Raw genomic sequence first — 26,214 nt, 5'->3', positions numbered from 1 at the left:
GTTAATAACAACCTTTGCGCGAAGAAATTTCGGAGCGAGAGTAGAAGATGGATAAGCGAATCGTTACAGGCATCGATATAGGCCATAACAGCCTCAAAGCCGTCGTACTTAAACCCAATGGCGAGCAATTCGCCTTGTTGGGTTACAAAGAAATATTACTTAAGGATGGTATTGTCGCTGAAAATAACACCATAAATCATCAAGAAATTGTAAATACCCTTAAACAGGTGAAAAAAGACCTGCCATTTGGTGCAAGCAGAGTGGCAATTTCAGTGCCTGATAATGCGGTTATCAGCAAAAAACTGCACATCGAACAAGACCTTGAAGAGAACGAAATAGAGTTCGCGGTCGTGCAGGCATTTTCTCATCAATCTCCTTTCCCCGTAGATGAGTTGAGTCTGGACTTTGTCCGTCTTAATCATGAAGGAGGCCTGCGAGGGCCAGTTAGCTACCAAGTTTTTGCAACACGTAAAGATGTCGTGGAGAGTCGGGTTGAAGCAATACGTAAATCCGGTTTTAAACCTGTCCTCGTCGAGGTCCATTCACAAAGCCTCGGGCAGATATGGAAACTGGCCACAGAACGTTTTCCAGATAAAAGTCAGTACGGTTTGCTTGATGTTGGTTCTGTGTCGAGCTCTTTCACGATGTTCACCGAGCAAAACGAGCTATTTCATAAAGAATTTGCCTGTGGAACAGGTTCCATTCAGTGCTCTGTGCAGGAAAGTCCTCTGTCCGGAGAAGAGCAAGCCAAAACGAGTCAATTTAACCGTCAGATGGTCGATCGTGTTAAACGTCAGATACAGCTTTATACGTCCATTAACGGATCACAAAACATCAAAGGTCTTTGGTTATCCGGTGAAGGGTCAACAACGCCAATGCTGGCTGAGGAGCTATCTCATCAATTGGCGATAGAGTGCGAGTTACTGAACCCGTTAGGCTTATTTGAAATGAACGTCGCTAAACGTAAGCGTCGAGCGGCAGAGTGGCAGCACTTTTCAACCGCCGCTGGCTTGGCAGTACGAGGTATCCAATGGTTAGGAGGTCGCCGTGCTTTATCGAATTAACTTATTGCCCTGGAGGGAGAACCAAAGGGAAGAACATCGCCGTCGTTTTGTTGGCATGTTCATTCTGGGCTTGTTTTGTGCTGTTGGTATTCAATGGGGGATTGGGAAGTTTTATGAGATCCAACAAGATCAGCAGCAAGACCGACTCGACTATCTTACTCACTATATTACGGAACTTGATCAACGTATTGAAGCAATGAAAATTGCCGAGCAAGAGCACAGCAAAATATTAGAGCGTTTGAAGGTGGTCGAAGGCTTGCAAAATGGTCGCAACAAAACCACAGAGTTCATGAACCTGATGCCTGCTGTTATTCCTGAAGGTGTTTACGTCGATAAGATCAAAATGAATGATCTGGAAATCGAAATCGCGGGGATTTCTGATAGCACACCACGTCTGGCAACCATGCTCGATAACATGGAGCGTTCGGCAAAGCTATTGGACGTTGAAATGCACTCTATTGTCCATGGCAAAGAACGCTTCGGTAAAGAATTTCAAACCTTCAAAGTGTCTTTCATATTTAAAGCGGTAGAGCAGGAAGAGGGAGGTCAGCATGGTTAACTGGCAAGATCTGGAAATGGATGAGATTGCTGAGTGGCCTTTAATTCCTCAGTTGCTCGCCATTAGTTTGTTCATTCTTTTGCTCCAAGGTGTCGGCTATTGGTTCTACCTAGTGCCTAAGGAAGAGCGGTTAAATGACCTCATTCAGCAGGAAGAAACACTCAAAGTTGCGTTACGAATTAAAGCCAACAAGGTTGCCGCATTACCGCAGCTCCAATCTCAATTAGATGAATTGACTACACGTTACGAGTTGTTGTTGCAGCAATTACCCGCCCAGAAAGAGTTAGCCACCATGCTGGCGTCCGTTAATGAGCTCGGCATAGACAATAAACTGACCTTCACGCGCATTGACTGGGGAGAAAAGCAGTCTGATCACTTTTTGTATCAGCTGCCACTTAACATCGAGTTAACCGGTGATTTTCATGACATCGGCCGTTTCTCACAAGCGATTGCAACTTTACCACGCATCATCACTTTTCAAGATGTGACTTGGCAACGCGTCAGTCAGGAGAGTGAAACTTTGCACTTCCGGGTAAGAGCACATACCTATCAGTTCAAGCCAGAGGAAAAGAAAGATGAAAAATAAATCTTTGCTGATGGTTCTGATAGGGGCGTTGCTGGTGGGGTGTCAGGCAAATGATGAGTCGTTAACGGACTTTATACGTGACGTTGAAAATCAGGCGAGGCGGGATGTTGAGAAGCTCAAACCATCGGACCAATATGTCGCGGTTGCCTACGCGCCGCAAACAATGAGAGCGCCTTTTGAATTACCCCGAGAGGCGACGATTGCGACTCAACCTATTGCGAGAAAAGACTGCTGGCAGCCGCCATCCAGAACTCGTACTGGCAAGTTAGAAAAAGTTCCGTTAAGTCAGCTAAGGCTGAAAGGCGTTATGGGGATAGGCAGCACAGTCTCCGGGCTTGTGCAGGCTCCGAATGGAACGGTTTACAAAGTCGCCCCCGGTCAGTATCTCGGACGTAATAACGGTAAGGTCACCAAAATTACCCATTCTTACTTACTGATCGACGAAACGCTGCCTGATGGTTTGGGTTGCTGGCAGAAACGCAAAGTAAAGCTGGCTTTGAGATAGATAAATCTCTAATTATTTTTGATATTGAGTGATGATAATGAGACAAGGACTTACACGTACACCAAGGATGCTCACTGGGCTCTTATCCTTTTGGTTAGTTTTACTTTTCACCCCTTTTGCTTTGGCTGATAGCGGGATGTCTAATGCGTTAAAGAGTATCGACTTTCGCACGAACAAGGACAAAGACGCGGTGATTGTGGTGGAACTGTCTTCCCCAGCGTCGATAGTCGATATTCAGCGGGTTCAGGAAGGACTGAGCATCGACTTGCTTAATACGTCAGTGAAAGATGAGCAGTTATATCTCCTCGATGTAAAAGACTTTTCAACGGTAGTGGACAGCGTAGAAGTCTTTCGTGATACCTCGACGACTCGTTTGGTCACGCATATCAGTGATGATTACACCCATGATTACCGCTTGGCAGGGCGCTATTTGGAAATCACGGTCAGTAAACTCAAGTCTGATGAAAAAATACCAGATAAGAGCATTTTAGAGAAAGAAGGCAAACTGATATCGATTAACTTCCAGGATATCCCGGTACGTAACGTCTTACAGCTCATTGCCGACTATAACCAGTTTAACCTGGTGGTATCAGACTCGGTCGAAGGCAACCTGACACTGCGACTTGATGGTGTACCTTGGCAGCAGGTTTTGGACATTATTCTGCAAGTAAAAGGTTTGGATAAGCGAGTTGATGGTAATGTCATTCTTGTCGCGCCGACGGATGAACTTGACCTTCGAGAGAAGCAGCAACTAGAGAAGCAGCAACTTGAAGAGGAAATGGGCGAACTGTCGTCTGAAATCATCAAAGTGAATTTTGCCAAAGCATCCGATATTGCTGAGATGATTAATGGTGAAGGCAATATCAGCATGCTCTCTGAGCGAGGCAGCATGACGATTGATGAGCGCACTAACTCACTATTGGTCAGAGAATTGCCAGAGAATATCTTGGTTATTCGTGACATTATTGAGTCACTCGATATTCCGGTTAAGCAGGTCCAAATCGAAGCGAGAATTGTCACCGTCAGTGAAGGGAATATGGATGAACTCGGCATTCGATGGGGATTCTCTTCCATCAACGGCAATAACACCGTTGGTGGCTCGATTGAGAATAACCTCGCAACCATTGGGCTTTATGAAGGTGATGGTGAAGAGGGTGAGGGCGGCAGTGTTGGAATTGATGATTTTCTTAACGTCAATCTGGCCGCTACTAACCCGAGCGCAACCAGCATTGCGTTTCAGGTCGCCAAGTTGGGCTCTGACACTTTGCTCGATCTGGAACTTTCTGCACTGCAGCAGGAGTCGAAAGCTGAGATCATCTCAAGCCCTCGTTTAATCACGACTAATAAAAAACCTGCCTATATAGAACAAGGTACAGAAATTCCGTATCTAGAATCATCATCGAGTGGTGCGACAACCATCACGTTCAAAAAAGCGGTGTTAAGTTTAAAGGTAACGCCACAAATTACCCCGGATAACCGTCTGGTGTTGGATTTAAGTGTTACTCAGGACAGACCGGGGCAAGTGGTAAAAACGGGAACTGGCGAAGCGGTCACAATAGACACCCAGAGAATCGGGACTCAAGTCTTAGTCAACAACGGTGAGACGGTTGTTCTTGGCGGCATTTTCCAACACAGCATTACCAACTCTGTCGATAAAGTGCCATTACTCGGTGATCTGCCGTTATTAGGTGCTCTTTTCCGCAGAAGTTATGAAAAAGTTGGCAAAAGTGAACTGCTGATTTTCGTTACACCAAAGGTTGTTATTCAATAGCCATAAGTGAGCAAAAAGAAGATTAGATCAAAAATAAAGTTGCATTAGTGGCACCATGCTTGGATAATTTCGGGTCTTATCACGAATTATCTGTGAGGAATTGGTGCCACAAGCCTTGTAGAACAGCGGCTTAGCTGTGTTTTCTTGTGGCGATCTTATTGAATCAATGTTGTAAATTACTGCTAAACATGGCTGAGAAACGTAATATTTTCCTTGTTGGGCCTATGGGCGCCGGCAAAAGTACAATTGGTAGACATCTAGCACAGCAGCTGCATATGGAGTTTGTTGACTCCGATACAGTGATCGAAGAACGCACTGGTGCAGACATCTCTTGGGTTTTTGATGTAGAAGGTGAAGAAGGCTTCCGTAAGCGTGAAGAATCGGTGCTTGAAGACCTAACACAAGAGCAAGGCATCGTGCTTGCAACGGGTGGTGGCTCTGTAAAGAGTAAAGAAAACCGTAACCGCCTTTCTGCACGTGGTGTTGTTGTTTACCTAGAAACGACGATTGAAAAGCAACTTGCACGTACTAACCGTGACAAGAAGCGTCCACTACTTCAAACGGATAGTCCTCGTGAAGTATTGGAGCAATTAGCTAAAGAACGTAACCCTCTATACGAAGAAGTAGCGGATTACACTGTTCGCACTGACGATCAGAGTGCAAAAGTGGTAGCCAACCAGATCGTAAAAATGCTAGAAGAGAGATAAGTATTTATCTTTTTTAAATTGGAGCACACCGATGGAACGGATTACGGTCAATCTAGCTGAGCGTAGCTACCCAATCTCTATAGGCGCCGGGTTGTTTGAGGACCCGGCGTACCTTTCTCAAGTTCTCTCAAACAAAAATGCAAATCAAAAAGTGGTCGTGATCAGCAATGTCACGGTAGCCCCTTTGTATGCAGATAAAATTCTTAATCAACTAGAACAACTTGGATGCAGCGCATCGTTGCTAGAACTGCCTGACGGCGAGAAGTACAAAAACCTGGAAGTGTTTAATCAGGTCATGAACTTTCTGCTAGAAGGAAGCTATGCGCGTGATGTGGTTATTATCGCACTCGGTGGCGGTGTTATCGGTGATTTGGTTGGTTTTGCTTCAGCGTGTTACCAGCGTGGCGTGGATTTTATTCAAATTCCAACCACTTTGTTGTCTCAAGTAGATTCCTCGGTCGGTGGCAAAACTGCGGTCAATCACCCCATGGGGAAAAACATGATTGGTGCGTTTTACCAACCTAAAGCGGTAATCATTGACACCAATTGCTTGTCTACGTTGCCTGAGCGTGAATTCGCAGCGGGTATGGCTGAAGTCATCAAATACGGCATCATTTATGACGCAGATTTCTTTGCTTGGCTGGAAGAAAACCTAGAGCGTCTGTATGCGTTGGATGAAGATGCACTAACTTACGCGATTGCTCGTTGTTGCCAAATTAAAGCTGAAGTTGTGGCTCAGGATGAAAAAGAGTCCGGCATTCGCGCGTTACTAAACTTAGGCCACACCTTTGGTCATGCGATTGAAGCTGAGCTTGGATATGGTAACTGGCTGCATGGTGAAGCAGTGTCATCCGGCACGGTAATGGCTGCAAAAACTTCGCTTTTGCGTGGGCTTATTTCTGAAGAGCAATTTGAACGTATTGTGGCGATTTTACGCCGGGCTAAGTTACCAGTGCATACGCCGGATAGCATGAGCTTTGACGACTTTATCAAACATATGATGCGCGATAAAAAGGTTCTTTCTGGTCAACTAAGGTTAGTTTTACCTACTGGCATTGGTACTGCTGAGGTCATCGCTGATACGACTCAAGAAGTGCTTAAGCAAGCTATCGAATTTGGTCGGAATATTTAATCTTGTAATGGCGCCGTTGGGCGTCATTCTTTTGTGGATTTACGGTTATTAGATGAGTGCTGCTCACGGTCTGGAATTAGATTCTCAAACAGAGCTATTAGAGCGATTGAGGTTATTAACCAACTTTGGTTCCAACCTGATCGTGATAAATGGCGATGTTGGCTTTGGTAAATCTTGGTTGGCACAACGATATCTTGAAGTGGGTGCCAGCAACAAAAACCAATGTTTGCTACTTTGTCATAGAAATCAAGATGATCTTCAGCATCGCATTCTCATATTGAGCCAACTACTATCCGACGCGTTATTCAACCAACAGGAGCCTTTGGTTGATACTCTCGAGCGAGTATTAGGTGACGAGCGTTGTGATATCGTCATTGTCGTTGATGATGCACAGTTGTTGAGTGCGACTCTGATTTCAGAGTTATGGACACTCGTGTTGCAGGCGCAGGAAAAACCGAACTGGACAATCAATGTATTGCTGTTCACTCTACCAGGCCGATTAGATGGTGTACTTTCGCGTATAAGCTACGGGTTAGAAATAAAGCCGGTTGAGGTGGATATCGATATGCTGTCTGAAGTAGAAGCTCGTCGCTTTTTCGAGTTTTTAGTTGCACGGTATGTGGATGATCAATCGGAAAAACGAGTTCGGGATGCATTTAAGAGAGTGGATCCGATCCCAGGTGACATCATGGCATTAGGAGAGATGAAAGTGGAAAAAAGGATCATTATCCGCTCAATTGTCGGCAGCCCGCTCAAGATTACGCTGGTAATTTTGGTGTTGTTATTGCTGGTTGCTGGTGGTTATTGGTGGATGTTCAGCCAACCGAGCCCAGATGATAGAGCGCAACAATTGACCGGTAACATTGAACAAACGGCGATCCCGACTTTATCAGAGACGGAAAGTGGTAGATTGACTTCCGTGACAGGTGATTCCACTGGTTCAGGTGCTTTTAATGCAAGTGATGATTCTGACTCATTACCACCAACAGTTACCGAAGAGGTGGCCAGTGTCGGTATTGATGATACGCACCAACGTGTAGTGATTGAGTCTGATGTTGTTGACGCCCTGCTTGAAGGAAAAGAAGATCAACCTGATGAATCTGACGACGAACAAGCCGAAGAAGCGACAACACCAGATCAAGGAGAGACGAACTCGTCCTTGATAAAAGTGGTGAAGCCAAATGATGCTTCGTCAGTGCAAAACGCTGAATCATCGGTGACGGCGACTAAGCCCGTTGTTAAGTTTTCATTTGCTCGCGAAGAGCTAAAGGCGTTGTCACCTCGCGCTTATACCATCCAACTTGCTGCGATGACCTCAATGGAAGATGTACAGATATTCCTTGATGAGTATCAGTTGAATAACGAAGTGCGTATTTACCCAACGGTCCGTAATGAAGTGGAATGGTTTATCATCACCTACCGAGATTATCAGACAATTCAATTGGCTCGCGATGCCGTTGAAGCGCTGCCAGATTCACTTAAGTCGCTCAGTCCATGGGCAAAATCTTTAGGCCAGGTACAGCGTGAAATTGACCGCGTGAAATAAACCTGAGCTTCGCTGAAAAATATGTTACATTCCGCAACCTTAATTTTGGGTCGATAGATAGAGCAGTAGATGAAAAAGCAACGAGCCTTTCTAAAGTGGGCAGGAGGAAAATACGGACTGGTTGAAGACATCCAACGTCATTTACCACCGGCTCGAAAGCTAGTTGAACCTTTTGTTGGCGCTGGCTCTGTTTTTTTGAATACAGATTACGATCAGTATTTACTGGCTGATATCAACCCAGATTTGATCAATCTGTATAACCTTATTAAAGCGCGTCCGGAGGAGTATATCTCTGAAGCGAAGCGTTGGTTCGTGGCCGAAAATAACCGCAAAGAAGCTTATCTGAGTATTCGCGCTGAGTTCAACAAGACTGACGACGTGATGTATCGCTCACTTGCTTTTCTTTACATGAACCGTTTTGGTTTTAATGGCCTGTGCCGTTACAACAAAAAAGGCGGTTTCAATGTCCCGTTTGGGTCATACAAGAAACCGTATTTCCCTGAAGCTGAACTGGAATTCTTTGCAGAAAAAGCCAAGAAAGCCACGTTTGTTTGTGAAGGCTATCCCGAGACGTTTCGTCGTGCGCGTAAAGGCAGCGTTGTTTACTGCGATCCACCGTATGCGCCGCTTTCAAATACCGCAAACTTCACCTCTTACGCAGGAAATGGGTTTACGCTCGATGATCAGGCGGCACTGGCCGATATCGCGGAAAGAACCGCCACTGAACGCGGCATTCCGGTACTGATTTCAAACCACGATACAACATTAACGCGTCGTTTATACCACGGAGCGGATTTGAGCGTGGTAAAAGTGAAGCGCACCATCAGCCGTAATGGCAGTGGTCGAAATAAAGTCGATGAACTGCTGGCACTTTTTAATACTCCTGATTCAGACAGCGCTGCTTCATAGTTCTCACACTATTTGTTCTAAATAGTGGATCTCCCCACTGGCTTCGGTAGAATTGCGCGCAAATTGGTTTGCTCGTCACTACTGAGGTCAGGTATGAAAGATTTTCTTATTGCTCCATCCATTTTATCCGCAGATTTCGCTCGTCTAGGTGAAGACGTAGAAAAAGTTCTCGCAGCGGGTGCAGATGTGGTGCATTTCGATGTTATGGATAACCACTATGTGCCAAACCTGACTTTTGGTGCACCAGTGTGTAAAGCGCTACGTGATTACGGCATCACTGCACCAATCGATGTTCACCTAATGGTTAAGCCGGTTGACCGCATTATTCCTGACTTCGCGAAAGCTGGCGCATCGATGATCACCTTCCATGTTGAAGCGTCTGAGCACGTTGACCGTACTCTGCAGCTTATCAAAGAGCACGGCTGTAAAGCGGGTGTAGTACTAAATCCGGCAACGCCGTTGGCAAGCCTTGAGTTCATTATGGACAAAGTAGATATGATTCTGCTGATGTCGGTCAACCCAGGTTTTGGTGGCCAGTCTTTCATTCCTCATACAATGGATAAGCTACGCGCGGTACGTAAGATGATCGATGAATCAGGTCGTGATATTCGCCTGGAAATCGACGGTGGCGTTAAAGTGGACAACATCCGTGAAATTGCTGAAGCGGGCGCAGACATGTTTGTTGCTGGGTCAGCGATTTTTGGTCAGCCAGATTACAAAGCCGTGATCGACCAAATGCGTGAAGAGCTATCACAGGTAAGATAAGCAATTTAACCTGCTGATTTGAAAGGCTGTCCAATGAGTGGCAGCCTTTGTTGTTTCTGGTTTTTGCGAAAAGAAAATATCCACCGCGCTGAGCAAATAATCACTTGCCTAATTTGCGTCCTTTCTGTACTATTCGTGCTCCTTAAAACTCAGTCAATTATCTTTAGTTCCTTGCTTCCTCTGGACGACTGAGCCAATTGTGGAAGCTGAATAATCCGTAAGGAGCAACCAATGCGTCATTACGAAATCGTATTCATGGTGCACCCAGATCAAAGCGAGCAAGTTGCTGGCATGATCGAGCGTTACACTGGTTCTATCACTGAAGCTGGCGGTAAAATCCACCGTCTAGAAGACTGGGGTCGTCGTCAACTGGCTTACCCAATCAACAAGCTTCACAAAGCTCACTACGTTCTAATGAACGTTGAAGCTGACCAAGCTGTAATTGATGAACTAGAAACTGCTTTCCGTTTCAACGATGCAGTTCTACGTAACATGGTCATGCGTACTAAAGCAGCGATCACTGAGCAATCTATCATGCTTAAGCAAAAAGAAGAGCGTGCTCCACGTCGTGAAGAGCGTTCTGAAGCTAAGCCTGAAGCTAAGTCAGAAGCTGCTGAGTAATATTTGTTATGACCAATCGAATGGAGCTGAGCGGCACTATTGCCAAACCGCCCATTCGTAGTAAAAGCCCTGGTGGCATTGAACACTGTCGGTTTTGGCTAGAGCATCGCTCTACTGTTATCGAAGCTGATTTACCGAGACAAGTTTATTGTCGTATGCCGGTTGTAGTCAGCGGGCTTGGGTCACAAGCAATAACTCAGAATTTAGTACAAGGTAGTAACATTAAGGTAAGTGGCTTTGTCGCTTATCAGACCGGCCGAAATGGTGTTGGGAAATTAGTGTTACATGCCGACAACATTACTCAAATTTAAGATCAGGAGATAGCCCATGGCTCGTTTCTTCCGTCGTCGTAAATTCTGCCGTTTCACTGCAGAAGGCGTACAAGAGATTGATTACAAAGACGTAGCAACTCTTAAAAACTACATCACTGAAGCTGGTAAAATCGTACCTAGCCGTATCACAGGTACAAGCGCTAAGTACCAGCGTCAACTAGCACGTGCTATCAAGCGTTCACGCTACCTAGCTCTACTACCGTACACTGACAAGCATCAGTAATCGGTTCCGTTTATTAAGAAAGAGGATTAAGCAATGCAAGTTATTCTACTTGATAAAATCGGTAACCTAGGTGCTCTTGGCGATACAGTTAACGTTAAATCTGGTTACGCTCGTAACTTCCTTATCCCACAGGGTAAAGCAGTTATGGCTACTAAAGGCAACGTTGAAATGTTCGAAGCACGTCGTGCTGAACTAGAAGCTAAAGTTGCTGAGCAACTAGCTGCTGCAGAAGCTCGCGCTGAGAAAGTTAACGCTCTAGAAGCTGTTGTTATCGCTTCTAAAGCTGGTGACGAAGGCAAACTATTCGGTTCTATCGGTACTCGTGACATCGCTGACGCTATTACAGCTGCAGGCGTTGAAGTTGCTAAGAGCGAAGTTCGCCTTCCTGAAGGTGCTCTACGTACAACTGGTGAGTTCGAGATCAGCGTTCAACTTCACTCTGAAGTTTTCGCAACTGTGAACCTACAAGTTGTTGCTGCTGAGTAATTCAGTATCAAGACGAAATACTAAAAAGCACCTCTTCGGAGGTGCTTTTTTTATGTCTGATGTTTGGGCATGAACGGTAAATGGATATTAGAAAACGAAAAGCAAATTTACAGAGAAAACACTATCCGCTTTACTTAACCCCTCAGGCACTCTGTCGTGGTATTGACGCGAGTGAGTCAGTTTTAACGCAATATCTTCAGTAATGTCGTTAGTAACACTGAACTCGCTATCCAAGCTGGTATTACTGCTACCGGTTACCAACGTGAGATCCGCTGCGAAACTTAGGTTGTCCAATGCATGCCAAGTTGCGTTCAGGTTGCCACGAAAGATCCCTTCACGGACGATATCCGGAAATACAATATCGTCGTCATCTATTTCATCCAGATTAGGCTCCTGGTAACGATAACCCGGACCTACCTCGACCTCTAATACGAGATCTTCCGTGTAGGAGAACTGGTAACCCAGGCCTCCAGAAAGCGTGTAATCTTTAAAATACGCGCTGTAGCGTGAATCCACGCCTTTGAAACTGCTATACAAATAGGTTCTAGGGCCGAGTTTGTAGTCGCTCTGCACTGAATAAGTGGAAGAGCGTTTATCTTCTTCACCGTCTTTATACAGGTTGTAGTATTTCCACTCCCCATAAGAACGATGTCGACCAGATATGTATTCAGCACTCAAACGAGCATTCAGGGAACGAGAGTCCGTGTTACCTGTGTGAGCTTGATAACCAAATTCCACTTCTGTTTGCAGTGGATCTGGCACATCAATAGTTTGCTCTGGTTGTACTGATTCATCAGCGTACGATGCTCCCACGCATAGTATGCTAACGCTTAGTAACCAGTATCGGGACACATGAACCTCGAACGTAATGAAAAGGAGGGGCATGATACTGATACAGATGCTCGCTTTGGTCAATGGTAGGTTAAATTTTATTAGACCTGGTTAGGCTAACTAAATCTTAGTAAAGAGCAAAATTACAGGATTAAAGAAGCTAAAATCTCCCATAAAGTAGGCACTTATCTTAGGGCTTTAACTATCCAGCGGACCTGGTTATCAAAATGTTTGTCAGCCGAACGCATTCCGATTCTTAACAAGTAATTTTCGCTTCAAGGGAGCATCTCTGTTGGGTTAAGGTTATAATCTTGGGTCATTAGTAGTTATCGAGCAAAATCATGGCGGAAAACAGAAATCGCAAACCTTCAGATAGTCAGGTCGACGCAATCAAAGTGCCACCTCACTCACTAGAAGCAGAGCAATCAGTGATTGGTGGTCTCTTACTGGACAATGAGCGTTGGGATACCGTTGCCGAGCGCGTTGTCGCCAGTGATTTCTATAGCCGTCCGCACCGCCTTATCTTTGAAGGTGTAAAAACCATTCTTGAAGATGGCAAACCACTCGACCTTATCACGTTGTCGGAATACCTCGAACGTCACGAGCAGTTAGATGATGTGGGTGGCTTTGCTTACTTAGCTGACTTAGCGAAAAACACACCGAGTGCGGCTAACATCAATGCGTATGCCGATATCGTTGCCGAGCGTGCTATCGTTCGTGGCTTGATTGGCGTGGCCAACGATATCGCTGACGCGGGTTATGATCCGCAAGGCCGCAGTTCAGAAGATTTGATCGACTTAGCGGAGAGTAAAGTTTTCGCGATTGCCGAGTCTCGTACCAGTGAAAACGAAGGGCCACAAAACGTCGACAACATCCTGGAAAAAACCCTCGAGCGTATCGAGTTGTTATATAAAACTCCGCAGGATGGTGTAACAGGTGTCGACACTGGCTTTACCGATCTCAATAAGAAAACCGCAGGCCTACAAGGTTCTGATTTGGTTATTGTCGCGGCACGTCCATCTATGGGTAAAACCACTTTTGCGATGAACTTGTGTGAAAACGCGGCAATGCAGCAAGATAAACCCGTGCTGATTTTCTCGTTAGAGATGCCTGCTGAACAGTTGATGATGCGTATGCTGGCATCCTTGTCGCGTGTCGACCAAACTAAAATTCGTACTGGTCAGCTGGATGATGAAGACTGGGCGCGTATTTCTTCTACCATGGGTATCCTGATGCAGAAGAAAAACATGTACATCGACGATAGCTCTGGTCTAACGCCGACAGAGGTACGTTCTCGTGCTCGTCGTGTTGCCCGTGAACACGGTGGTTTATCCATGATTATGGTCGACTACCTTCAGTTGATGCGAGTGCCTGCGTTAACAGACAATCGTACTCTGGAAATCGCTGAGATCTCGCGCTCGCTTAAAGCGCTGGCGAAAGAATTGAATGTACCTGTTGTGGCACTTTCGCAGCTAAACCGTTCTTTGGAGCAACGTGCAGATAAACGTCCGGTAAACTCGGACTTGCGTGAATCGGGCTCTATCGAGCAGGATGCCGACTTGATCATGTTTATTTACCGTGATGAGGTTTACCACCCAGATAGCGCATATAAAGGTACTGCTGAAATTATTATTGGTAAGCAGCGTAACGGTCCAATCGGTTCTGTACGTCTCACTTTCCAAGGCCAACACTCACGCTTTGACAATTATGCGGGTCCAGCATTCGACATTGATGATGAGTAATGCCATGAGCTACATGAAAGCCGCGAAGGCGTGTATTGACCTGTCTGCATTGCAACACAATTTAAGCCGAGTTAAAGCTCAAGCACCAAACAGCAAAGTAATGGCAGTGGTGAAAGCCAACGGTTATGGCCATGGTTTGCGTCACGTAGCAAAGCAGACTGGTGAAGCCGACGCTTTTGGTGTTGCGCGTATTGAAGAAGCGCTGCAACTGAGAGCTTGCGGTGTCGTGAAGCCAATTTTGTTGTTAGAAGGGTTTTATTCTTCGGGTGATTTACCTGTATTGGTGACTAATAACATCCAAACCGTTGTGCATTGTGAAGAGCAGTTGATAGCTCTTGAGCAAGCCGAGCTGGAAACACCAGTGGTGGTATGGCTCAAAATTGACAGTGGTATGCATCGACTGGGTGTACGCCCTGAGCAGTTTGATGAATTAGCCTCACGACTCAAAGCGTGTCCTAATGTGGCTAAACCGCTGCGTTACATGAGCCACTTTGGTTGTGCTGACGAGTTAGACAGTGAAATCACATCTCAGCAGATAGAACTGTTTAATTCATTGACGCAGGGCTGTTATGGCGAGCGTTCACTAGCAGCCTCAGCGGGGCTACTGGCGTGGCCACAAAGCCACCTCGATTGGGTTCGTCCGGGAATCATCATGTACGGCGTATCTCCGTTTGGGGATAAAACGGCACAAGATTTAGGTTACCAACCCGCGATGACGCTTAAGTCTCACCTGATCGCAGTGCGTGAAGTGAAAAAAGGCGAGAGTGTTGGTTACGGTGGAGCCTGGACGAGCGAGCGAGACACCAAAGTAGGTGTGATTGCAGTTGGTTATGGCGACGGTTACCCAAGAGGCGCGCCGAATGGTACACCAGTGTGGGTCAACGGGCGTAAAGTGCCTATCGCCGGTCGGGTCTCGATGGATATGCTGACCGTCGATCTTGGGCCGGATGCGAAAGACAAAGTCGGTGATGAAGCAATTCTGTGGGGCAAAGAGTTACCTGTTGAGGAAGTGGCTCATCACATTGGTACCATAGCGTATGAGTTAGTGACCAAGCTAACGCCACGTGTCGAAATGGAATATTCAAAGTAACTTCCGGATAATAGCAATTCAAGAATAGGGGCTAACCAATGCGTTAGCCCCTATTTTTTATCCACCATTTAACGTCGCGATGATACGACGGCTGCCACCAAAATCTCGATGTTCACCTAAGTAAATGCCCTGCCATGTTCCTAACGCCAAGCGACCATTCTGAATTGGAATCGTCACACTGCTGCCAAGTAGTGATGCTTTAATATGGGCAGGCATGTCGTCGTCACCCTCATAAGTATGCTGGTAATAAGAAGCGCGCTCAGGAACATACTTATTGAAATGCGCTTCCATATCCATACGGACGGTAGGATCAGCGTTCTCATTCAAGGTCAGACTCGCAGAGGTATGCTGAATAAAAAGGTGTAACAAACCTACTGAAAGAGTACTTATTTGCGGTAATTGTTGTTCAATTTCATCAGTAATCAGGTGAAAACCGCGACTTCTTGCTTTTAAATTTAGTGTTTTTTGCGTCCACATACGCGTTCCTTTGGACATTTCTAATTTGGCGTCTATTCTAATCCAATTAGAGCCTGTCATTACTTGATGATATTATTCTATACCTATGAATGAATTGTTCAAATTCAGGGCAGCTAACGTGACCTAACTCAATGTGAGGGTAAATGCTCTCGGTCATAATTGTTGCCTGAAAAAAAATTACAAAGACTTGTTTTGTGGCAAAACGCCCAAACATCTACATTTAAATTCTTTTTGCTAAATCGGGGATTCCGCAGTTTTCGCTAGACTGTAAGGAATGGAACCTACTGTAACATCGGGATAAAGACCATGTTGAAAAATATCAATCCAACGCAAACACAAGCTTGGAAAGCGTTAACAGCGCACTTCGAATCTGCACAAGATATGGATCTAAAAGAGCTGTTTGCTCAAGACTCGGATCGTTTTGACAAATACTCTGCACGTTTCGGCTCAGACATTCTTGTCGACTACTCAAAGAACCTCATCAATGAGGAAACTCTGAAGCACCTGTTCACTCTTGCTAAAGAGACTGAGCTGAAATCTGCAATCGAAGCGATGTTCAGTGGTGAAGCGATCAACCAAACAGAAGGCCGTGCAGTTCTGCACACCGCTCTGCGTAACCGTGCGAATACATCGGTTATGGTTGATGGTGAAGACGTAATGCCAGCTGTAAATGCCGTTCTGGAAAAAATTAAGTCTTTCACAGAGCGTGTGATTGGCGGTGAATGGAAAGGTTACACTGGTAAAGCGATTACAGATATCGTAAACATCGGTATAGGTGGTTCTGACCTTGGTCCTTACATGGTGACGGAAGCACTGGCACCATACAAAAACCATCTAAACCTGCATTTCGTGTCTAACGTTGATGGTACTCACATCGTAGAGACACTAAAGAAAGTCGATCCTGAAACAACACTATTCCTGATCGCTTCTAAAACATTCACAACTCAAGAAACCATGACGAACGCGCATTCTGCTCGTGATTGGTTCCTGGAAACGGCTGGCGATCAAGCACACGTTGCTAAGCACTTCGCGGCACTTTCTACTAACGCGACTGCAGTTTCTGAGTTCGGTATCGACACAGACAACATGTTTGAATTCTGGGACTGGGTTGGCGGTCGTTACTCACTATGGTCTGCAATCGGTCTTTCAATTGCACTAGCCGTTGGCTTCGACAACTTCGTTGAGCTACTTGATGGCGCGCACGAGATGGACAAGCACTTTGTCTCAACAGAACTGGAAAGCAACATCCCAGTGATCCTGGCGCTTATCGGCATTTGGTACAACAATTTCCACGGCGCAGAGTCTGAAGCTATCCTGCCTTACGATCAGTACATGCACCGTTTCGCAGCGTACTTCCAGCAAGGTAACATGGAATCAAATGGTAAATACGTTGACCGTGACGGTAATGCTGTGACTTACCAAACTGGCCCAATCATCTGGGGTGAACCAGGTACAAACGGCCAGCACGCGTTCTACCAGCTAATCCACCAAGGTACTAAGCTGATCCCATGTGACTTCATTGCACCTGCAATCAGCCACAACCCAGCAAGCGATCACCATCAGAAACTGATGTCGAACTTCTTCGCACAAACAGAAGCGCTTGCGTTTGGTAAGTGTGTAGAGACAGTGAAAGAAGAGTTGGTACTATCTGGTAAAAATGCAGAAGAAGTAGCGGCTATCGCTCCATTCAAAGTATTTGAAGGTAATCGCCCAACTAACTCTATCTTAGTTAAGAAAATCACACCTCGCACGCTAGGTAACCTGATCGCAATGTACGAGCACAAGATCTTCGTACAAGGCGTTATTTGGAACATCTTCAGCTTTGACCAATGGGGTGTTGAGCTTGGTAAACAGCTAGCAAACCAAATCCTGCCAGAGCTAGCTGATGAATCGGCAATCAGTTCACACGATAGCTCTACAAATGGTCTGATCAACGCATTCAAAGCTTTCAAAGCGTAATGCACGATTAGAATAAAAAAGGTCAGCAATTGCTGACCTTTTTTGAATCTCTGAGTTGAGTGCGTTAGTTTCACTCATTAATAGAGAGGGTTATTCGAAGCAAATCTCGATAAACGCATTTCCCCATTGTGAGGAGAAAGGCATGATAATTATCGAACCTTCACACTTGTGACGAATAGTATGGCCTCGGCCAGAAACCACCACAGGTGTTGCCATATCAAAATCAAACCCACTCTCAGCCAGAATACGCTTTGCTCCGCCAGTAACCATGTTGGTGATTTCACCGACCATATCGGTCACTTCTTCATTGAGTCCGTTAGGGCGCTCTCCAAGCATGTTTTGCATGATTTCCAATGCTAACGCTTCATCGAAGGTAATCGACATTGAGCCACGAGTTTGCGGACCAACCATGCCTATTAAACCTGAAACATCACCTCGTGCGATTTCATCTTTTTTGATTCGAGGTTTTTGAGGCTTCAGCTCCAGAGAAGCCATTGTTTTCAGCACGTTCATTAAAGAAGCTAAAAACGGGTTTACAAATTCAGCGCGCATATTGGTCTTCTATACTTATTCTTTCGTTTCGGAAGCACAGGCTTGGCATTCACCATGTGTTTCAATAACTTGATTAGTGAGTTTGAATCCATGCTTTTCAGCATTTTTAGCTAACAGGGCGATCAAGTTTTCGTCTTCGAGTTCAACAACAGCACCACATTTATCACAAATTAGTAATTGAAAAAAGTGTTGTTGCGTATTGAAAGAACAACAAGTTATAAAACTGTTGGTTGATTCTACTCGATGGATAAAGCCTTGCTCGAGGAGAAAGTCCAGGGCGCGATAAACCGTAGGTGGTTTCGCTTGTGGTTCGCTCTCTTTTAATTGCTCCAATAGCTCATACGCACTTGATGCACTGCGATTCGAACAGATAAGTTCAAACACACGTCGGCGCTGGGGAGTCAATCTTACTCCGCGCTCGGCGCAGATATTTTCAACTTGTTCAATGATTGTTGGGGTCAAACCTTTCACCATAACTATTGGACGTGCTCTATTATCAATTTTTTCTCGACGAAGTTCGTCTAGAGATATTTCATTTTACCTACTATCACTGCGAAAATCATGAATTAAAGCAAATCGCTCCTCGCAGCGTGACGAAGTGGTCATAACAGAATGGTAAGACGGTGCAGAAATCGTTTTAATCGACCACTTCTTCTTTGCTGGAGACAGTATTCACATCATCTGCGGATTGGTTTTATGGCCAAGAACTTCATGTGGAAACTAGCACCTTAAGGTGACTTGGGTATACAATACCCGACTTATTTTTTGGGCGTACTGCTGCGCTCGACCTTGGTAACATAAAAACGGGTGTTGAAATCATGACTCATTCTTGCAGGCTCTCCGTAGCACCAATGTTGGATTGGACCGATCGTCATTGTCGCTACTTCCATCGCTTAATGACCAAAGAAACCCTGCTGTACACTGAAATGGTGACCACAGGCGCGATCATTCATGGAAAAGGAGACTTTCTTGCTTACAACGAAGAGGAGCATCCGTTAGCCCTTCAGTTGGGTGGTTCGAACCCTGAAGACCTAGCTAAGTGTGCTAAGCTTGCCGAGGAGCGTGGTTATGATGAGATCAACCTGAACGTGGGTTGCCCATCTGATCGTGTGCAAAACGGTCGCTTTGGTGCGTGTCTGATGGCGGAGCCTCAGCTGGTCGCAGACTGTGTCGCCGCAATGAAAGACGTAGTTGATGTACCCGTTACAGTAAAAACACGTATCGGTATTGATGATCAAGACTCTTACGAGTTCCTGACGGATTTTGTGTCGATAGTGTCTGAGAAAGGCGGTTGTGAGCAGTTTACCATTCACGCGCGCAAAGCCTGGCTAAGTGGCCTTAGCCCGAAAGAAAACCGCGAGATTCCACCATTGGATTACCCGCGTGCTTACCAGTTAAAGAAAGACTTCTCTCATCTAACTGTCGCTATCAATGGCGGGGTAAAATCGTTAGAAGAAGCGAAAGCGCATCTACAACATCTTGATGGTGTGATGATTGGCCGCGAAGCTTATCAAAGTCCGTATATTCTTGCCTCGGTCGATCAAGAACTATTTGGTTCGAGTGCTCCCGTGAAAAAGCGCAGCGAAATTGTAGAAGAAATGTACCCTTACATTGAAGAGCAACTCGCAAAAGGCGCATATATTGGTCATATTACTCGTCATATGCTGGGTTTATTCCAAAGCATGCCGGGTGCTCGTCAATGGCGTCGTCATATCAGTGAAAATGCGCACAAGCCTGGTTCTGGCCTAGAAGTGCTACAAGATGCGTTAGCGAAGATCCCAAAAGAGTTGAATGTGTAAAATTCACCAGTGGTTGGTAAAAATGACCAACTAGAGAATGAGTAAGCCAGAGCGTAGAAATGCCTCTGGCTTTTTTGTTTTTATATATCAAAAGGTTATGTTAATTCTTTCAAGTTGGCATGTTACCTGCTCTGTTATTTGAAAAATGTATGGAGAAGTAATTATGTTGGAGCTGATCTTTCTTTTAGTCTTTGCGGCGACCCTATTAGTAACGGGCATCACAATGGTGACAGTATTCGCGGCAACAGGTATTGCTCTGGTTGTGATGTTTTTACTGGGGATGATAGGTGCGGTACTAAAACTGTTACCTTGGCTAATTGTCATCGCATTGGGTATTTGGTTTTTCAAAAACGTGGTTGCGCAGCCTCGCTACAAATAGGCGATCCGTTGATCTCATTGATTTAGTTGATGGAGGGGTATGAGAGTGTGGTATATTTCTACTCATACCCTAACTGTTGAATATCAGCTATCTCGGAGAACACACTACATGACAAATAAAGCGACCATCGCTTTAACAGCACTATCGCTGGCAGCCACTTTTCCTGTTTTCGCTGAGTCTTCCGTTTCAACTAAAGTTGGCGTGGATGTCTGGGCGGCAGATACAAAAGTTAACGAAGTCAGAAGAGATAGCAGTACGACTGGCGCATTCTATGCCGCAATTGAACATGACGTAAAATACGTTCCTAATGCACGCTTGCGATATACCAGCATTGATGCTGATTACATGGGCTTTGATAAATTAGATCTGACGCTGTATTACCAAGTGTTAGAGCATGATTTATTGCACTTTGATGCCGGCCTTACTTTCAGTAATTTAAGTGATACGAAGTACATTGATGCTGGCACCTCTCCTCGCACTGAAGATTTTGATGACCTCATTTGGGCATGGTACGGCTACGCGGAAATAACCGTTCCAAATACCAATTTTGATGTGATTGGAGAAATGAACTTTGGTGACAGTAAAGGCATTAAAAGCACAGATCTAATGGCAGGCATTCAATACAAACTGCCTTTGCAAGAAAACCAACTGGCATTTCGTGGTGGTTATCGAGTGATAGACTTGGAATCAGAACAATTTCTTTCAAGTTTAGGTAAAGAGTTCATTTTCGCCGATGGCTTTTTCTTGAGTGCTGAATACACTTTTTAAGCCGATTAACGGTTCTGGTTTTAAAACGTCGCATTATAAGCGGCGTTTTTTTATACCTCTTCATTATATGTAATCGAATTTTTCTGCCTATTTTCTCCAGTTAGACCATGCTTATCTAGGATCAATGTGAAAGTTAGAGCAGGGATAGCGATGACAATAAATGAATTAAGACATCTATTTCGTGAAAACCAGCTTGTGGAAGCCATTATTGAACCGTCGATCCAAGAAGGTGGTTGGGTCGTGGAGTTTAGGCATGCACGAGGTGGATTCGTGTTTCTGACAGACAATCATGGTGAAGAATGTCTTTATGAAGATTTGGATGCAGCATCAAAGTCAGCGATGGCCGTAGGGTTTCAACAAGTCCGCATTGAAGACCGTTGAGCAAAAACTAAGCCGTTCTTACTTCCAAAAAGTTATAAAACATTCACTTCTATTCTTTCTTGTTATTAAGGAGAGTGGGTACTCTATCGTCACGCAATGAATAGGGATGTCGTGATAATGTCTTTTCAAAAGAATGAGTATTCACACAATAATGTGTCTGATGATAATAACGGGCAAGGGGGAGTTCCTCCAATCGCTAGCCCGCTGAATGACCAACAATTTAATTCACTCCAAAACACTGTCTCTGGGTTGTCTTCGCAACAACTTGCTTGGGTCAGTGGTTACTTCTGGGGTTTGGCTCAAAATCAACCGAGTGCAGCGGCTACGCCAATTACGCAAGCTGCAGCCGCTGTATCAGCAAAACCAGCAGGTAAACTGAGTATTATTTTTGCTTCTCAAACCGGTAATGCCAAAGGTGTTGCTGAAGCTTTAGAGCAAGAAGCAAAAGCAGAAGGAATTGCCGTTGAGCTATTTGATGCCAGCGATTACAAAGGCAAAAACCTAGCTAAAGAAACGCACGTTATTTTCGTCGCGTCAACGAATGGTGAAGGCGAAGCGCCAGATAATGCCATTGAACTGCATGAGTTCTTGCAATCTAAGAAAGCGCCAAAACTGCCTAACCTTCAGTATGGTGTTATTGCGCTTGGCGATTCAAGCTATGAATTCTTCTGTCAAACAGGTAAAGACTTCGACACTTATTTATCAAAATTAGGTGCGAAGCCGTTTATCGACCGCATTGACTGTGACGTTGACTACGAAGCACCTGCTACTGAATGGCGTAAGAGCGCACTGGAGAAAGTAAAAGAAACACTTTCATCTGGTAACGAAGCTGAAGTTGTGCAACTTCCTGTTGGACAAGCAGCAGCAACGCATTCGCAATACAACAAGCAGAACCCTTACACAGCGACACTGTTGACCAGCCAAAAGATCACTGGCCGAGATTCAGGTAAAGACGTTCGCCATATCGAAATCGATCTGGAAGACTCTGGTCTTACTTACCAACCTGGTGATGCGTTAGGTGTGTGGTATGAAAACAGCTCAGAGCTAGCAAATGCGGTTCTTGGCAAAGTTGGCCTGTCAGGTGTTGAAACGGTAGAAGTCGATGGCGAAAGTCTATCTATTCACAGTGCGCTAGTGAGTAAATACGAAATCACGACATCGAACCCTCAGTTTGTGACTAAGTTTGCAGAGCTTTCTGGTAGCAAGAAGCTGCAAAAGCTGGTTGAAGATAAAGACAAGCTTCGTGAGTACTCGGCTAACACGCAAATCGTAGATGTGCTGGCAGAGAAGAAAACTAAGCTAACGGCTGATGAGCTGGTCGGTTTACTACGCCGTCTAACGCCTCGTCTTTACTCTATTGCTTCAAGCCAAGCAGAAGTGGATGAAGAAGTACATTTGACGGTTGGTTTGGTCGAGTACGATCACAACGAAGAAAAACGTTATGGTGGTGCGTCTAGCTTCTTGGCACAACGCCTGGAAGAAGGTGGTGAAGTTAAAGTGTTTATCGAACACAACAACAACTTCAAACTGCCAGAAGACGACAATACACCAATCATCATGGTCGGCCCGGGTACTGGTATTGCTCCATTCCGTAGCTTTATTCAAGAGCGCGAAAACCGCGATGCAGAAGGTAAAAACTGGTTGTTCTTTGGCGACCGCACATTCACGCAAGACTTCTTGTACCAAGTTGAATGGCAAAAATACCTTAAGTCAGGTGCACTAAGCCGTTTGGATGTGGCATTTAGCCGTGACCAAGTAGAAAAGGTTTATGTACAACACCGTATTCTGGAAAACGCTGAGCAAGTTTGGCAGTGGATTCAAGAAGGCGCTTACATCTATGTATGTGGTGATGCTACCCGCATGGCAAAAGATGTTCATGACGCACTTGTCATTGTCGCTGAGCAGGAAGGTAAACTGGCTCGCGATGAAGCAGAACAATTTATTAATGACTTACGTAAAGCGAAACGTTATCAGAGGGATGTGTACTAATGACTTTTTCGACTGAGAATAATAAGCAGGTTGTATTAGGCGAAGAGCTAGGACCACTATCTGATAACGAGCGTCTGAAAAGAGAAAGTAACTTATTACGTGGCACTATTGAGCAAGACCTACAGGATCGTATTACTGGTGGCTTTACCGCAGATAACTTCCAGTTAATTCGTTTCCACGGTATGTATCAGCAAGACGACCGCGATATCCGTAACGAGCGTACCAAGCAAAAGCTTGAGCCTCTTCATAACGTGATGCTTCGTGCTCGTATGCCTGGCGGTATTATTACCCCAACGCAGTGGCTAGCGATTGATAAGTTTGCAACAGAGCACTCTCTATATGGAAGTATTCGTCTGACGACGCGTCAAACGTTCCAGTTCCACGGTGTACTGAAGCCAAACATCAAGTTGATGCACCAAACGTTGAACAGCATTGGTATCGATTCAATCGCAACGGCAGGTGACGTTAACCGTAACGTACTGTGTACTACGAACCCAGTTGAGTCTGAGCTGCACCAGGAAGCATACGAGTGGGCGAAGAAGATCAGTGAGCATCTTTTACCAAAAACGCGTGCGTATGCTGAAATCTGGTTAGACGGTGAGAAAGTCGAATCAACAGAAGAAGACGAGCCGATTCTGGGTAAAAATTACTTACCACGTAAGTTCAAAACGACCGTTGTGATCCCACCGCAAAATGATGTGGATGTACACGCGAACGACCTGAACTTCGTTGCGATTGCAGATAACGGCAAGCTGGTTGGTTTCAACGTGCTTGTTGGCGGTGGTCTGGCAATGACGCATGGCGATACGTCAACTTACGCTCGCCGTGCAGACGACTTTGGTTTTGTTCCACTAGAAAAGACACTCGATGTTGCCGCTGCAGTTGTAACGACTCAGCGTGACTGGGGTAACCGTTCAAACCGTAAGAACGCGAAAACTAAATACACACTAGATCGTGTTGGTATTGATGTCTTTAAAGCGGAAGTAGAAAAACGTGCTGGCATTCAGTTTGAAGAAAGCCGCCCATACGAGTTTACCGAACGCGGTGATCGAATCGGTTGGGTAGAAGGCATTGATGGTAAGCACCACTTAGCTATGTTTATCGAGAATGGTCGTTTATTGGATTACCCAGGTAAGCCACTAAAAACGGGCGTCGCTGAAATCGCGAAAATTCACAAAGGTGATTTCCGCATGACAGCGAACCAAAACCTGATTGTTGCGGGCGTACCGGCTGATCAAAAAGAGCTAATCGAGAAGATCGCTCGTGAGCATGGCTTGGTTGATGATAGCGTCAGTGAACAGCGTAAAAACTCAATGGCGTGTGTGGCGTTCCCGACTTGTCCGCTTGCAATGGCGGAAGCCGAACGCTTCCTACCTCAGTTTGTTACTGATGTAGAAGGTATCCTGGAAAAACACGGTTTACCTGAAGAAGACAACATCATCCTACGTGTCACTGGTTGTCCTAACGGTTGTGGACGCGCAATGTTGGCTGAAATTGGATTAGTAGGTAAAGCACCGGGTCGTTACAACCTTCACCTAGGCGGTAACCGAGCGGGTACACGTATTCCGAAGATGTATAAAGAAAACATCACTGACAAACAGATACTAGAAGAGATTGATCAGCTTGTAGGTCGTTGGGCCACAGAGCGTGAAACTGGCGAAGGATTTGGTGATTTTGCAATTCGCGCTGGCATCATTCAAGAAGTCAAAGTATCTAAGAGGGACTTGCATGCTTGATTCTGTAGCTTCCAAACCGGAGCTGGCAGAGTTGCTGACATTAACTAAGACGGAGCAAATCCTCCGTCTTGCCCAAATCAATGTCGAACTTGAACAGCTTTCGGCACAAGAGCGAGTAAAATGGGCTTTGGAAAACCTAGACGGAGAGTTTGCCGTTTCGTCTAGTTTTGGTATCCAAGCCGCAGTAATGCTTCATCTTGTGACTCAAGAAAAACCAGACATCCCAATTATCTTAACGGATACCGGGTATTTGTTTGCTGAAACCTATCGCTTTATTGATGAGTTAACCGAGCAACTGAACCTCAACCTAAAAGTTTACCGAGCAGTAGAAAGTGCTCAATGGCAAGAAGCTCGTTATGGAAAACTTTGGGAGCAGGGTGTTGAAGGGATCGAGAAGTACAACAAACTCAATAAAGTTGAACCAATGCGTCGTGCATTGAAAGAGCTTAAAGTCGGAACTTGGTTTTCTGGCCTTCGCAGAGAGCAAAGCAAATCTCGAGCAGGTTTGCCGATACTATCAATTCAGAATGGCGTATTTAAGTTTTTGCCAGTAATCGATTGGACAAATAAAGATGTCCACTATTACTTAGAGCAACACGGACTGAAATACCATCCACTTTGGGATGAAGGTTATCTCTCTGTAGGTGATACACATACAACGCAGAAGTGGGAACCTGGAATGTCAGAGGAAGAAACTCGATTCTTTGGTTTGAAGCGTGAATGTGGACTTCACGAAGATGATGACTCTGAACAAGATGGTTCGGGTATATAAGAAGAGATAGAGCTCGGTCTCCATCTCCTATAAAAAGAGAGCTGCTGTAAAGCAGCTCTCTTTTTTACTTATAGAAGTAAAAAGCAGGGGGCAAAAACAGGTATTTAAGGATAACTCTGTGGATAACCTGTTTGATTGTTAGGGGTAAAGTTGGATAAATAAGGCTTTGAGTGAAAAGTCATCGTTTAACCATTATTTTTGCAAATTTTGCAAAATAACGCTTGCCAACGTGAGCGCGATCTCTATAATGCCACCTCGTCGACAGGGCAAGCGCTCATAAGGGTTCAAGCAAAGTCGGCAAGGTCAAAAAGAAAAGCGAAATAGTTAATTGCCTTTACTTTTAAAAAGTAAAATAAAAAGCAAAAAGTGTTTGACACGGAAAATTATCTCGCTAGAATGGCCGCCTCTTCCGAAGTGATGCGAATCGCAAAGAAGAGTAGCTCTTTAAAAATAAGAACCTATCAATCTGTGTGGGCACTCGTTGATGATAATCCAATTAGAAATTTCTCTTAATAAAGAGCGGTTTCAAATTA

Annotated in this window: 28 protein-coding genes; 24 read left to right on the top strand and 4 right to left on the bottom strand. The window is 45.1% G+C overall.

Annotated features, from left to right (window positions below; genetic code table 11):
• Positions 1–47 precede the first annotated feature (47 nt).
• From pilM to rplI, 14 genes are all read left to right on the top strand, one after another.
• Positions 48–1,064 (top strand): type IV pilus assembly protein PilM, encoded by a 1,017-nt coding sequence (gene pilM / locus V1U08_RS22170; protein ID WP_330471426.1) that lies wholly within the window; start codon positions 48–50, stop codon positions 1,062–1,064.
• Positions 1,048–1,623 (top strand): PilN domain-containing protein, encoded by a 576-nt coding sequence (locus tag V1U08_RS22165; RefSeq protein ID WP_243975175.1) that lies wholly within the window; start codon positions 1,048–1,050, stop codon positions 1,621–1,623. Before pilM ends, V1U08_RS22165 begins: the two co-directional genes overlap by 17 nt.
• On the top strand, positions 1,616–2,209 hold the full coding sequence (locus tag V1U08_RS22160) for a type 4a pilus biogenesis protein PilO (RefSeq protein ID WP_014233150.1): 594 nt from the start codon (positions 1,616–1,618) through the stop codon (positions 2,207–2,209). Before V1U08_RS22165 ends, V1U08_RS22160 begins: the two co-directional genes overlap by 8 nt.
• A complete protein-coding gene (locus tag V1U08_RS22155) occupies positions 2,199–2,714 on the top strand; it encodes a pilus assembly protein PilP (RefSeq protein ID WP_014233149.1) in 516 nt (171 codons plus the stop codon). The genes V1U08_RS22160 and V1U08_RS22155 overlap by 11 nt, the downstream gene beginning before the upstream one ends.
• A 67-nt stretch (positions 2,715–2,781) precedes the next feature.
• Positions 2,782–4,485 (top strand): type IV pilus secretin PilQ, encoded by a 1,704-nt coding sequence (locus tag V1U08_RS22150; RefSeq protein WP_330471431.1) that lies wholly within the window; start codon positions 2,782–2,784, stop codon positions 4,483–4,485.
• Positions 4,486–4,673: 188 nt separating this feature from the next.
• Positions 4,674–5,192, top strand: a complete 519-nt coding sequence (aroK, locus tag V1U08_RS22145; protein WP_014233147.1) for a shikimate kinase AroK — start codon at positions 4,674–4,676, stop codon at positions 5,190–5,192.
• Positions 5,193–5,223: 31 nt separating this feature from the next.
• Entirely contained in the window at positions 5,224–6,324 is a 1,101-nt protein-coding gene (gene aroB / locus V1U08_RS22140) for a 3-dehydroquinate synthase (RefSeq protein ID WP_020334612.1), read from the top strand.
• Positions 6,325–6,376: 52 nt separating this feature from the next.
• A complete protein-coding gene (locus V1U08_RS22135) occupies positions 6,377–7,870 on the top strand; it encodes an SPOR domain-containing protein (protein WP_330471425.1) in 1,494 nt (497 codons plus the stop codon).
• Between the two features lie 69 nt (positions 7,871–7,939).
• Positions 7,940–8,779: a Dam family site-specific DNA-(adenine-N6)-methyltransferase gene (locus V1U08_RS22130; RefSeq protein ID WP_020334610.1), complete on the top strand. Its 840-nt coding sequence runs from the start codon at positions 7,940–7,942 to the stop codon at positions 8,777–8,779.
• Between the two features lie 93 nt (positions 8,780–8,872).
• Positions 8,873–9,544, top strand: coding sequence for a ribulose-phosphate 3-epimerase (gene rpe, locus V1U08_RS22125; protein ID WP_014233143.1), 672 nt, complete (start codon positions 8,873–8,875; stop codon positions 9,542–9,544).
• Between the two features lie 231 nt (positions 9,545–9,775).
• Positions 9,776–10,165, top strand: a complete 390-nt coding sequence (rpsF, locus tag V1U08_RS22120) for a 30S ribosomal protein S6 (RefSeq protein ID WP_014233142.1) — start codon at positions 9,776–9,778, stop codon at positions 10,163–10,165.
• An 8-nt stretch (positions 10,166–10,173) separates the two neighbouring features.
• Positions 10,174–10,476, top strand: a complete 303-nt coding sequence (gene priB, locus V1U08_RS22115; RefSeq protein ID WP_014233141.1) for a primosomal replication protein N — start codon at positions 10,174–10,176, stop codon at positions 10,474–10,476.
• A gap of 16 nt (positions 10,477–10,492) precedes the next feature.
• The gene (gene rpsR, locus V1U08_RS22110) at positions 10,493–10,720 is read left to right on the top strand and encodes a 30S ribosomal protein S18 (protein ID WP_000090472.1); all 228 of its coding nucleotides are present in this window, start codon (positions 10,493–10,495) and stop codon (positions 10,718–10,720) included.
• 33 nt (positions 10,721–10,753) lie between these two features.
• The gene (gene rplI, locus V1U08_RS22105; RefSeq protein WP_065297445.1) at positions 10,754–11,206 is read left to right on the top strand and encodes a 50S ribosomal protein L9; all 453 of its coding nucleotides are present in this window, start codon (positions 10,754–10,756) and stop codon (positions 11,204–11,206) included.
• An 87-nt stretch (positions 11,207–11,293) separates the two neighbouring features.
• Here the strand turns inward: rplI and V1U08_RS22100 are convergent, their stop codons facing one another.
• Positions 11,294–12,058, bottom strand: a complete 765-nt coding sequence (locus V1U08_RS22100; protein WP_024372658.1) for a DUF481 domain-containing protein — start codon at positions 12,056–12,058, stop codon at positions 11,294–11,296.
• A gap of 320 nt (positions 12,059–12,378) precedes the next feature.
• Here V1U08_RS22100 and V1U08_RS22095 point away from each other — a divergent pair, with 320 nt between their 5' ends.
• Positions 12,379–13,779: a replicative DNA helicase gene (locus V1U08_RS22095; RefSeq protein ID WP_020334607.1), complete on the top strand. Its 1,401-nt coding sequence runs from the start codon at positions 12,379–12,381 to the stop codon at positions 13,777–13,779.
• A gap of 13 nt (positions 13,780–13,792) precedes the next feature.
• On the top strand, positions 13,793–14,869 hold the full coding sequence (gene alr, locus V1U08_RS22090) for an alanine racemase (protein WP_330471430.1): 1,077 nt from the start codon (positions 13,793–13,795) through the stop codon (positions 14,867–14,869).
• Between the two features lie 57 nt (positions 14,870–14,926).
• Here the strand turns inward: alr and V1U08_RS22085 are convergent, their stop codons facing one another.
• Positions 14,927–15,346, bottom strand: a complete 420-nt coding sequence (locus V1U08_RS22085) for a secondary thiamine-phosphate synthase enzyme YjbQ (RefSeq protein ID WP_118119485.1) — start codon at positions 15,344–15,346, stop codon at positions 14,927–14,929.
• Between the two features lie 306 nt (positions 15,347–15,652).
• Here V1U08_RS22085 and pgi point away from each other — a divergent pair, with 306 nt between their 5' ends.
• A complete protein-coding gene (gene pgi / locus V1U08_RS22080) occupies positions 15,653–17,305 on the top strand; it encodes a glucose-6-phosphate isomerase (RefSeq protein WP_330471423.1) in 1,653 nt (550 codons plus the stop codon).
• A gap of 90 nt (positions 17,306–17,395) precedes the next feature.
• Here pgi and V1U08_RS22075 read toward each other — a convergent pair whose 3' ends face one another.
• Together V1U08_RS22075 and zur are read right to left on the bottom strand one after the other, a co-directional pair.
• Entirely contained in the window at positions 17,396–17,857 is a 462-nt protein-coding gene (locus V1U08_RS22075; RefSeq protein ID WP_005381269.1) for a chemotaxis protein CheX, read from the bottom strand.
• A gap of 15 nt (positions 17,858–17,872) precedes the next feature.
• Entirely contained in the window at positions 17,873–18,331 is a 459-nt protein-coding gene (gene zur, locus V1U08_RS22070; protein WP_014233134.1) for a zinc uptake transcriptional repressor Zur, read from the bottom strand.
• Positions 18,332–18,675: 344 nt separating this feature from the next.
• Here zur and dusA point away from each other — a divergent pair, with 344 nt between their 5' ends.
• The 7 genes from dusA (at position 18,676) to V1U08_RS22035 (ending at position 25,681) form a co-directional block, all read left to right on the top strand.
• Positions 18,676–19,656: a tRNA dihydrouridine(20/20a) synthase DusA gene (dusA, locus tag V1U08_RS22065; RefSeq protein WP_014233133.1), complete on the top strand. Its 981-nt coding sequence runs from the start codon at positions 18,676–18,678 to the stop codon at positions 19,654–19,656.
• 163 nt (positions 19,657–19,819) lie between these two features.
• Positions 19,820–20,035: an envelope stress response protein PspG gene (gene pspG / locus V1U08_RS22060; RefSeq protein WP_014233132.1), complete on the top strand. Its 216-nt coding sequence runs from the start codon at positions 19,820–19,822 to the stop codon at positions 20,033–20,035.
• A gap of 108 nt (positions 20,036–20,143) precedes the next feature.
• Entirely contained in the window at positions 20,144–20,803 is a 660-nt protein-coding gene (locus tag V1U08_RS22055) for a TIGR04219 family outer membrane beta-barrel protein (RefSeq protein WP_020334602.1), read from the top strand.
• A gap of 150 nt (positions 20,804–20,953) precedes the next feature.
• A complete protein-coding gene (locus tag V1U08_RS22050; RefSeq protein ID WP_014233130.1) occupies positions 20,954–21,184 on the top strand; it encodes a hypothetical protein in 231 nt (76 codons plus the stop codon).
• 117 nt (positions 21,185–21,301) lie between these two features.
• Positions 21,302–23,173 (top strand): assimilatory sulfite reductase (NADPH) flavoprotein subunit, encoded by a 1,872-nt coding sequence (locus tag V1U08_RS22045; RefSeq protein WP_014233129.1) that lies wholly within the window; start codon positions 21,302–21,304, stop codon positions 23,171–23,173.
• Complete coding sequence (gene cysI, locus V1U08_RS22040; RefSeq protein ID WP_014233128.1) at positions 23,173–24,909, top strand: assimilatory sulfite reductase (NADPH) hemoprotein subunit; 1,737 nt, start codon at positions 23,173–23,175, stop codon at positions 24,907–24,909. Before V1U08_RS22045 ends, cysI begins: the two co-directional genes overlap by 1 nt.
• Positions 24,902–25,681 carry a phosphoadenylyl-sulfate reductase gene (locus V1U08_RS22035; protein ID WP_065297443.1) on the top strand — a complete coding sequence of 260 codons (780 nt, stop codon included), beginning with the start codon at positions 24,902–24,904 and terminating at the stop codon, positions 25,679–25,681. The genes cysI and V1U08_RS22035 overlap by 8 nt, the downstream gene beginning before the upstream one ends.
• Positions 25,682–26,214 lie beyond the last annotated feature (533 nt).

The organism is Vibrio sp. YYF0003 (assembly GCF_036350715.1).
GTDB lineage: Bacteria > Pseudomonadota > Gammaproteobacteria > Enterobacterales > Vibrionaceae > Vibrio > Vibrio natriegens.
This window is presented reverse-complemented; position numbering and strand designations above follow the sequence as displayed.

What these genes read in the sequence shown, in the direction of transcription:
- pilM (WP_330471426.1), top strand. Translation starts at nt 48, where the DNA reads ATGGATAAGCGAATCGTTACAGGCATCGATATAGGCCATAACAGCCTC.
- V1U08_RS22160 (WP_014233150.1), top strand. Translation starts at nt 1,616, where the DNA reads ATGGTTAACTGGCAAGATCTGGAAATGGATGAGATTGCTGAGTGGCCT.
- V1U08_RS22155 (WP_014233149.1), top strand. Translation starts at nt 2,199, where the DNA reads ATGAAAAATAAATCTTTGCTGATGGTTCTGATAGGGGCGTTGCTGGTG.
- V1U08_RS22150 (WP_330471431.1), top strand. Translation starts at nt 2,782, where the DNA reads ATGCTCACTGGGCTCTTATCCTTTTGGTTAGTTTTACTTTTCACCCCT.
- aroK (WP_014233147.1), top strand. Translation starts at nt 4,674, where the DNA reads ATGGCTGAGAAACGTAATATTTTCCTTGTTGGGCCTATGGGCGCCGGC.
- aroB (WP_020334612.1), top strand. Translation starts at nt 5,224, where the DNA reads ATGGAACGGATTACGGTCAATCTAGCTGAGCGTAGCTACCCAATCTCT.
- V1U08_RS22135 (WP_330471425.1), top strand. Translation starts at nt 6,377, where the DNA reads ATGAGTGCTGCTCACGGTCTGGAATTAGATTCTCAAACAGAGCTATTA.
- V1U08_RS22130 (WP_020334610.1), top strand. Translation starts at nt 7,940, where the DNA reads ATGAAAAAGCAACGAGCCTTTCTAAAGTGGGCAGGAGGAAAATACGGA.
- rpe (WP_014233143.1), top strand. Translation starts at nt 8,873, where the DNA reads ATGAAAGATTTTCTTATTGCTCCATCCATTTTATCCGCAGATTTCGCT.
- rpsF (WP_014233142.1), top strand. Translation starts at nt 9,776, where the DNA reads ATGCGTCATTACGAAATCGTATTCATGGTGCACCCAGATCAAAGCGAG.
- priB (WP_014233141.1), top strand. Translation starts at nt 10,174, where the DNA reads ATGACCAATCGAATGGAGCTGAGCGGCACTATTGCCAAACCGCCCATT.
- rpsR (WP_000090472.1), top strand. Translation starts at nt 10,493, where the DNA reads ATGGCTCGTTTCTTCCGTCGTCGTAAATTCTGCCGTTTCACTGCAGAA.
- rplI (WP_065297445.1), top strand. Translation starts at nt 10,754, where the DNA reads ATGCAAGTTATTCTACTTGATAAAATCGGTAACCTAGGTGCTCTTGGC.
- V1U08_RS22095 (WP_020334607.1), top strand. Translation starts at nt 12,379, where the DNA reads ATGGCGGAAAACAGAAATCGCAAACCTTCAGATAGTCAGGTCGACGCA.
- alr (WP_330471430.1), top strand. Translation starts at nt 13,793, where the DNA reads ATGAAAGCCGCGAAGGCGTGTATTGACCTGTCTGCATTGCAACACAAT.
- V1U08_RS22085 (WP_118119485.1), bottom strand. Translation starts at nt 15,346, where the DNA reads ATGTGGACGCAAAAAACACTAAATTTAAAAGCAAGAAGTCGCGGTTTT.
- pgi (WP_330471423.1), top strand. Translation starts at nt 15,653, where the DNA reads ATGTTGAAAAATATCAATCCAACGCAAACACAAGCTTGGAAAGCGTTA.
- V1U08_RS22075 (WP_005381269.1), bottom strand. Translation starts at nt 17,857, where the DNA reads ATGCGCGCTGAATTTGTAAACCCGTTTTTAGCTTCTTTAATGAACGTG.
- zur (WP_014233134.1), bottom strand. Translation starts at nt 18,331, where the DNA reads ATGGTGAAAGGTTTGACCCCAACAATCATTGAACAAGTTGAAAATATC.
- dusA (WP_014233133.1), top strand. Translation starts at nt 18,676, where the DNA reads ATGACTCATTCTTGCAGGCTCTCCGTAGCACCAATGTTGGATTGGACC.
- pspG (WP_014233132.1), top strand. Translation starts at nt 19,820, where the DNA reads ATGTTGGAGCTGATCTTTCTTTTAGTCTTTGCGGCGACCCTATTAGTA.
- V1U08_RS22055 (WP_020334602.1), top strand. Translation starts at nt 20,144, where the DNA reads ATGACAAATAAAGCGACCATCGCTTTAACAGCACTATCGCTGGCAGCC.
- V1U08_RS22050 (WP_014233130.1), top strand. Translation starts at nt 20,954, where the DNA reads ATGACAATAAATGAATTAAGACATCTATTTCGTGAAAACCAGCTTGTG.
- V1U08_RS22045 (WP_014233129.1), top strand. Translation starts at nt 21,302, where the DNA reads ATGTCTTTTCAAAAGAATGAGTATTCACACAATAATGTGTCTGATGAT.
- cysI (WP_014233128.1), top strand. Translation starts at nt 23,173, where the DNA reads ATGACTTTTTCGACTGAGAATAATAAGCAGGTTGTATTAGGCGAAGAG.
- V1U08_RS22035 (WP_065297443.1), top strand. Translation starts at nt 24,902, where the DNA reads ATGCTTGATTCTGTAGCTTCCAAACCGGAGCTGGCAGAGTTGCTGACA.